The sequence below is a fragment of the Gammaproteobacteria bacterium genome (assembly GCA_011375345.1).
Lineage (GTDB): Bacteria > Pseudomonadota > Gammaproteobacteria > DRLM01 > DRLM01 > DRLM01.
Genome location: DRLM01000101.1, coordinates 1 through 5,246, shown reverse-complemented (window position 1 = coordinate 5,246; position 5,246 = coordinate 1). Strand labels below are relative to the sequence as shown.

The following is a 5,246-nucleotide window of genomic DNA, read 5'->3' as shown; positions in this document are numbered from 1 at the left end:
GGCGTGTACAGGCCGTTGCTGTCGATGACACCGAATTCCGTGCTGCCGCCGACCACGCCGTTGACCCGCCAGCGCAACGTAGTGTCCGACAGGCCGCTGAGGCTGAACTGCATCTGCACCGGGCTGCCCAGGTTCACCGTGGGGGCCGGTGGCGTAAGCGTAAATGTGACCATTTCGTCGAGGCGCAGGGCCACGCTGCGTGATTCGCCGGGAGTGAGCGCGGTGATGGCGGTATTGCCGGCGAACAGGGTTTCGCTGCCGGCATAGGCCGTGCCGCTCATGCGCAGGTCTTCGCCGGGCGTCACCTGCAGGGTCAGGCGGCCACCGCTGGCCAGCAGGTCGCCGGAGGCGACGGTCTGATTCTGCGTGTTCTGCACCGTGATGAGTATCCGGGTGAGTTCCGCCGGCAGCACCCCGCCCACATGAAAGCCCCGGGCGGCGCTGGCGCCCTTGCCGGTGTCGATGGCCACGGTGATGCGGGTCTCCCCCGTGCCGGTATCCGCCCCCCCGCAGGCCGCCAGCGCGAGCAGCACCAACGGCCACAGCGCCACCCGCCAGCCCGTCACACGCTGCAACACTGCGCGCATCATGGCCTTATCTCCCCCGCTGCAGGGTGGCCGCCTCCCCACCCGCCGTGGTGCCGGTCTGATTCAGCGTCGGCACGCCAATGGTGCTCACCGGGTTGCCGCCCGGCTCCACGGTCACGTCCCGTCGCGGGGGCGTCCAGGTATACAGGGGGTTGGCCGGCACCAGCGCATAGGTGATGCGGCCGCAGGCGGGTACCACGACGGTATACGCGCCGGCAGTGACAGGCACCGTGGTCGCGAGCTGGCCCGGCGCTATGGACATCGCTGCCAGCAAGGCTTCGCATGCCGGCGAAACACCGTCCCAGTTCACGGGATGCACCTTCAACAGGGCAGCCTGACCCGGCAGGGTGGTGTCCATGGTGATGGTGCCCCGGAGCACCGCGAACTCGGTCAGTTGCTGTGTCTGCTCCGGTGACAGGCCCGCATCCTCCGCCACCTGCGCGGCGCACCCGGCCAGGTCAAGGGCACAGTCGATGCCCTGCCGCGCAGTTCGGCCAACCGTGTCCACCATTTGCTGGCCGGTTTGCATGCCGCCTTCCAGCATTTGCTGCCCGGTTTCAAACACGGTTCGCCCGGCCTCGGCTCCCTGGTTTGCCACATCCCGCGCGGTGGATCCCACCGCTTCTGCTGTATCCCTCGCCGCATCGCAGGCGGCCCTGCCAAACGTGCTGACGCAATTGCTGTAAGCCGTATTGGCAAGATGTTCTACCGTATTGTGTGACAATGCTGATGGTGGGCAACTTTGCCCAGAGACATCCACGCATAAATGCGCATGGGCGCTGGCGGGCGTCAGGATGAGAAACGCCGCCAGCAGCGGCAGCCGGGGCAGCGGCCATCGCCATGGTGTTTGCTTTGTCTGTTTCATGGGTTTTGCCTCTAGAAAGATGCTGGTTTTGGCGTTATTACTGGGACGCTTCTCTCCTGCTTCCTCCTCGGTTGGTTACCCCAAAAGTTCCGTCATCACTGATTGAGACGAGCTGTGTCATTGGGGTAATCAGATAACCCGGAGCAACAGCAACTAGAGAAAATATTCTGTTAAATGTCGTACCATCAGCCGGTCGGATGTTGTTGATGGCTGTTGCCCCTTGTATAGCTCCCGTCAAATAGGCATCCAACACCCCAAGCGGTATCGCCATCCAGTAACACCCCGCCGCCGGTATCTCCTGGCCCGGCAGGGAGTTGTACGGCAGCGGCCCGCCCACCGGGTTTGTCGTATAAAACCCAATGCCCGTGCGACCCGCGGTGGTCGCATAGGCCAATGGCTGATTGGAATCCGGCTTGATCAAAAACACCATCGCGCCAATGATCGGGTTACCGTCCCGGTCCCTGATACAACCCGACACGCTGGCCACCAGTTCATCGACGGCCACGCCCGTCTGCTGCGCGATGCTGTTCATGTCTGAATTGAGCGCATTCCAGGCATCCTGCACGTTATCCGGCAGTGTAATGGTGATCTCGTTGCCACTGGCGTCCACCGTGGGCAGATCGAGTGCGCCAACATTGGCGGCGCCGGCCAGCAGGCCAGCGCCGGCCAGCAGGCTGATCAGTGTTTTGCGTGGTGTGTTCATGGTGTTGTCCTCTTTGGTGTCAGTGTGATGATTCCTTGCTGTAACATTGCTTGTATTCATGGTGATTCTCCGTGTGTTTATGGCCGTGGCAGCGCGCCTTCAAAAAAGACCGCCAGCGGTTTTTCTGGATCGGCGAAGGCGCAGTTGGTGGCCGTGCCCGGTGCTGCGAGCTGGCTGACACTGCCCGGCCTGACATACTGGCCGCCGATTTCCAGGGTGGTGTAGCATTTCCAGTGCGTGGCCTGCGCCGGGTGCCGTTGTGGCAGGGCGTCGAATGCCACGGTCAGGGTGGTGTTGATAGGCGTGTTGTCACCGTCATACGTGAGCTTCGCCGCCGGTGAAGAACCGTTGCCGGCCGCCGGGAAACTCCCGCCCACCACATCCCCCACCGTGCCGTTCTCGATAAACCGCTCCCAGGTGACGGCTTCGGGCCCCTCGTTGATCGTGGCCCAGCGAAATTCCCCCGCGCCCACCAGGCAGGTGGCATGAACGGTCACCGGCTTGTCACAGGCCAGGGCGAACCTGACGGGCACCTTGAAGGTGAAATCCGCCGCCGCGGCCTGACCGGACAGGGCGACGAATGCGTACAAAGCCATTACCCAGCCTGTGAATGGGCGCTGCATGTTGAGTCGTTTTTTCATATTCCCTCCTCTCAGTCCGCACTGATTTCCTGCAATCGACCGGGCGCAATGCCTGGCCCCGGTGGCATGATGGCGTAATCGATAATTCTCGCTTCGGCGCCGGATGCGTCCGTGGCCAGCAACACATCGCGGGCGCCGGGCGCACTGCTGAAGCGTGCATCCGGACTGACTGGCGCAACGCGAATCGACGCCGCCTGGTTACCGGTGGCAATAGCGCCAAGCACGCCGAGTGGTCCCGGCGGCAGCGGCATCCAGTAACAGCCACTGCCCCATGCCGCGCGCTGCTGTTCGGACAGCCAGCTGAGTTTGACCGCGACGGGAATCACGCTGCCGGGAAAATACAGTTGTGCGTTGGCATTGCGGCTGCTGGTGACCGCGATCAGCGGTGGTGTCCCGGCACTGACCGCAATGGGAATACCGGCCACGGGATGCCCGGATACCGGCTGTCCGCGTTGATTGCCCGCACCCCACCTCAGGCAGCCCTGCACGCTGGGGATGATGTCCGCCAGCGCCGTGTTGTGCCGGCCAGCGATGGCGACCACTTCCGTGAAGCTTTCCGCCGTCCAGTTGGCCAGGCCGCGGGTGACCTGCCCGGCCTCGTTGATGGCGGACAAAAACGCGGCGCCGGGTGCATCCGGTGGCAGGGCTGGCAATGACGATAGATCCGATTGACCTGAAACCACACCCGGCCAAGGCGTTTGCATGGTGGCAATCAGCACGACTACCGCCCGGATAAATTTACTCGTTCTGTGGGCTGGCCTCTTCATTCACTGATTCCCGGCCGCGTCCGATGCGCCGTTGAAGATCATTTCCGGAACCTCGATCTCAACGGGAAAAAAGAACCTGCCGTAGAATTTCATCGGCGGCACAGTGATCTCCACAGGCGCGACAGGCGGCATGATTTCGAAATCCACGCCGGAGACGTCATTGACCCCACCCGGAATTGCCGTGAAATCCACGCCGGTAACATCGTTCGCACCCAGCGGGCTCGCGGTGAAGTCGACGCTGGTCACGTCATTCGCACCCAGCGGGCTCGCGGTGAAGTCGACGCCGGTCACGTCGTTCGCACCCAGCGGACTCGCGGTGAAGTCCACGCCGGTCACGTCATTCGCACCCAGCGGACTCGCGGTGAAGTCAACACCGGTGACATCGTTGGCACCCAGCGGGCTCGCGGTGAAATCAACACCGGTGACATCGTTGGCACCCAGCGGACTCGCGGTGAAATCAACACCGGTGACATCGTTGGCACCCAGCGGACTCGCGGTGAAGTCCACGCCGGTGACATCGTTGGCGCCCAGTGGACTCGCGGTGAAGTCCACGCCGGTGACGTCGTTGGCGCCCAGCGGGCTGGCGGTGAAATCGACGCCGGTGACATCGTTCGCGCCCAGCGGGCTGGCGGTGAAGTCGACGTCGGTGACATCGTTGGCGCCCAGCGGGCTGGCGGTGAAATCCACGTCGGTGACATCGTTGGCGCCCCAGTCGAGCAGCCGAAAGCGGCCGTCGAAGTCCAGGCCGCCGAGGGTCTGCGCCCGGGCTGCACCGTCGAAATCCAGGCCACCGATGACACCGCCGGCGGGCTCGCCGTTGAAGTCCAGGCCGCCGAGGGTCTGCGCCCGGGTCGCGCCGTCGAAGTCCAGGCCCTCGACCACGCCGGCGCCGAGGCTGCCGCTGAAATCCAGGCCGGAGATGCCGGTGGTCTGCGGGGTGTGCAGGAAGGCCACGGCCGAGTCCTGCTGCTCACCCTGCAACAGGGTTTCCACGACCAGGTCGTAGGCGCCCGAGGCCGGCGGCGACCAACTGGCCTGCAGGGTGGCGGATTCGCCCGGCGGCAGTTCGGGAATGATCTGCCGGCTGATGACCTCGTTGCCGTATTTGAATTCCACCACCGCCTGGCTCACCGGGTCACGCTGGGTGTTTTCCACCACCGCCGTCAAGGTGACCCATTCACCGGGGTTGACGATGCGGCTGCGGCGGATGCCCCGGCTGCCGATGACGGCCTCACGCGCCGGGGCGGCGATGCGCGGCTGGCGGCCCGAGACGGCGCGGCTGATCTCTAGGTCGCGGAAGCGCACGCCGCCGCTGTCCGTTCGCAAACGAAAACGCCGCGCCTCGCTGCGCGCGGTGACCCGGCCGCGGGCATCCAGCGCCAGCACCTGCCAGCGATAGTCCACGCCCTCGTTGAGCCGCTGCAGCAGCGGGCGCGGGGGACGGTAGGCGGCGGTGTCGGTCAGTGCGTTGATCACCGTCCGGTCGTCGGCAAATACCCGCAGGCGGTACAGGCTATTGCGCGCCGGGTCGCGCCAGACGAAGGCGAGCTGGTCGCGGTACAGGTTCATGCCGTTGGCGGGCTGCGTCGGCTGCAGGCTGCGGCCACCGGCCGCGGTGCCGCGCACGAAGTAACGCAGGACGGGAATGCGCAGGTTTGCGCGGGGCTGGAGGATCTGCAGGCT

General features: G+C 64.8%; 5 protein-coding genes. All 5 read right to left on the bottom strand.

Annotated features, from left to right (window positions below; translation table 11 throughout):
- The coding region (locus ENJ19_07585) for a hypothetical protein (GenBank protein ID HHM05589.1) at positions 1-590 on the bottom strand (590 nt) is incomplete at its 3' end.
- A 4-nt stretch (positions 591-594) separates the two neighbouring features.
- A complete protein-coding gene (locus ENJ19_07580; protein ID HHM05588.1) occupies positions 595-1,152 on the bottom strand; it encodes a hypothetical protein in 558 nt (185 codons plus the stop codon).
- Positions 1,153-1,489: 337 nt separating this feature from the next.
- Positions 1,490-2,215, bottom strand: coding sequence for a hypothetical protein (locus ENJ19_07575; GenBank protein HHM05587.1), 726 nt, complete (start codon positions 2,213-2,215; stop codon positions 1,490-1,492).
- A gap of 17 nt (positions 2,216-2,232) precedes the next feature.
- Entirely contained in the window at positions 2,233-2,751 is a 519-nt protein-coding gene (locus ENJ19_07570) for a hypothetical protein (protein HHM05586.1), read from the bottom strand.
- Between the two features lie 56 nt (positions 2,752-2,807).
- Positions 2,808-3,449: a hypothetical protein gene (locus tag ENJ19_07565; GenBank protein HHM05585.1), complete on the bottom strand. Its 642-nt coding sequence runs from the start codon at positions 3,447-3,449 to the stop codon at positions 2,808-2,810.
- Positions 3,450-5,246: the final 1,797 nt, after the last annotated feature.

Coding starts and splice junctions, on each gene's coding strand:
- ENJ19_07570 (HHM05586.1), bottom strand. CDS start 2,751: ATGGCTTTGTACGCATTCGTCGCCCTGTCCGGTCAGGCCGCGGCGGCG.
- ENJ19_07575 (HHM05587.1), bottom strand. CDS start 2,215: ATGAATACAAGCAATGTTACAGCAAGGAATCATCACACTGACACCAAA.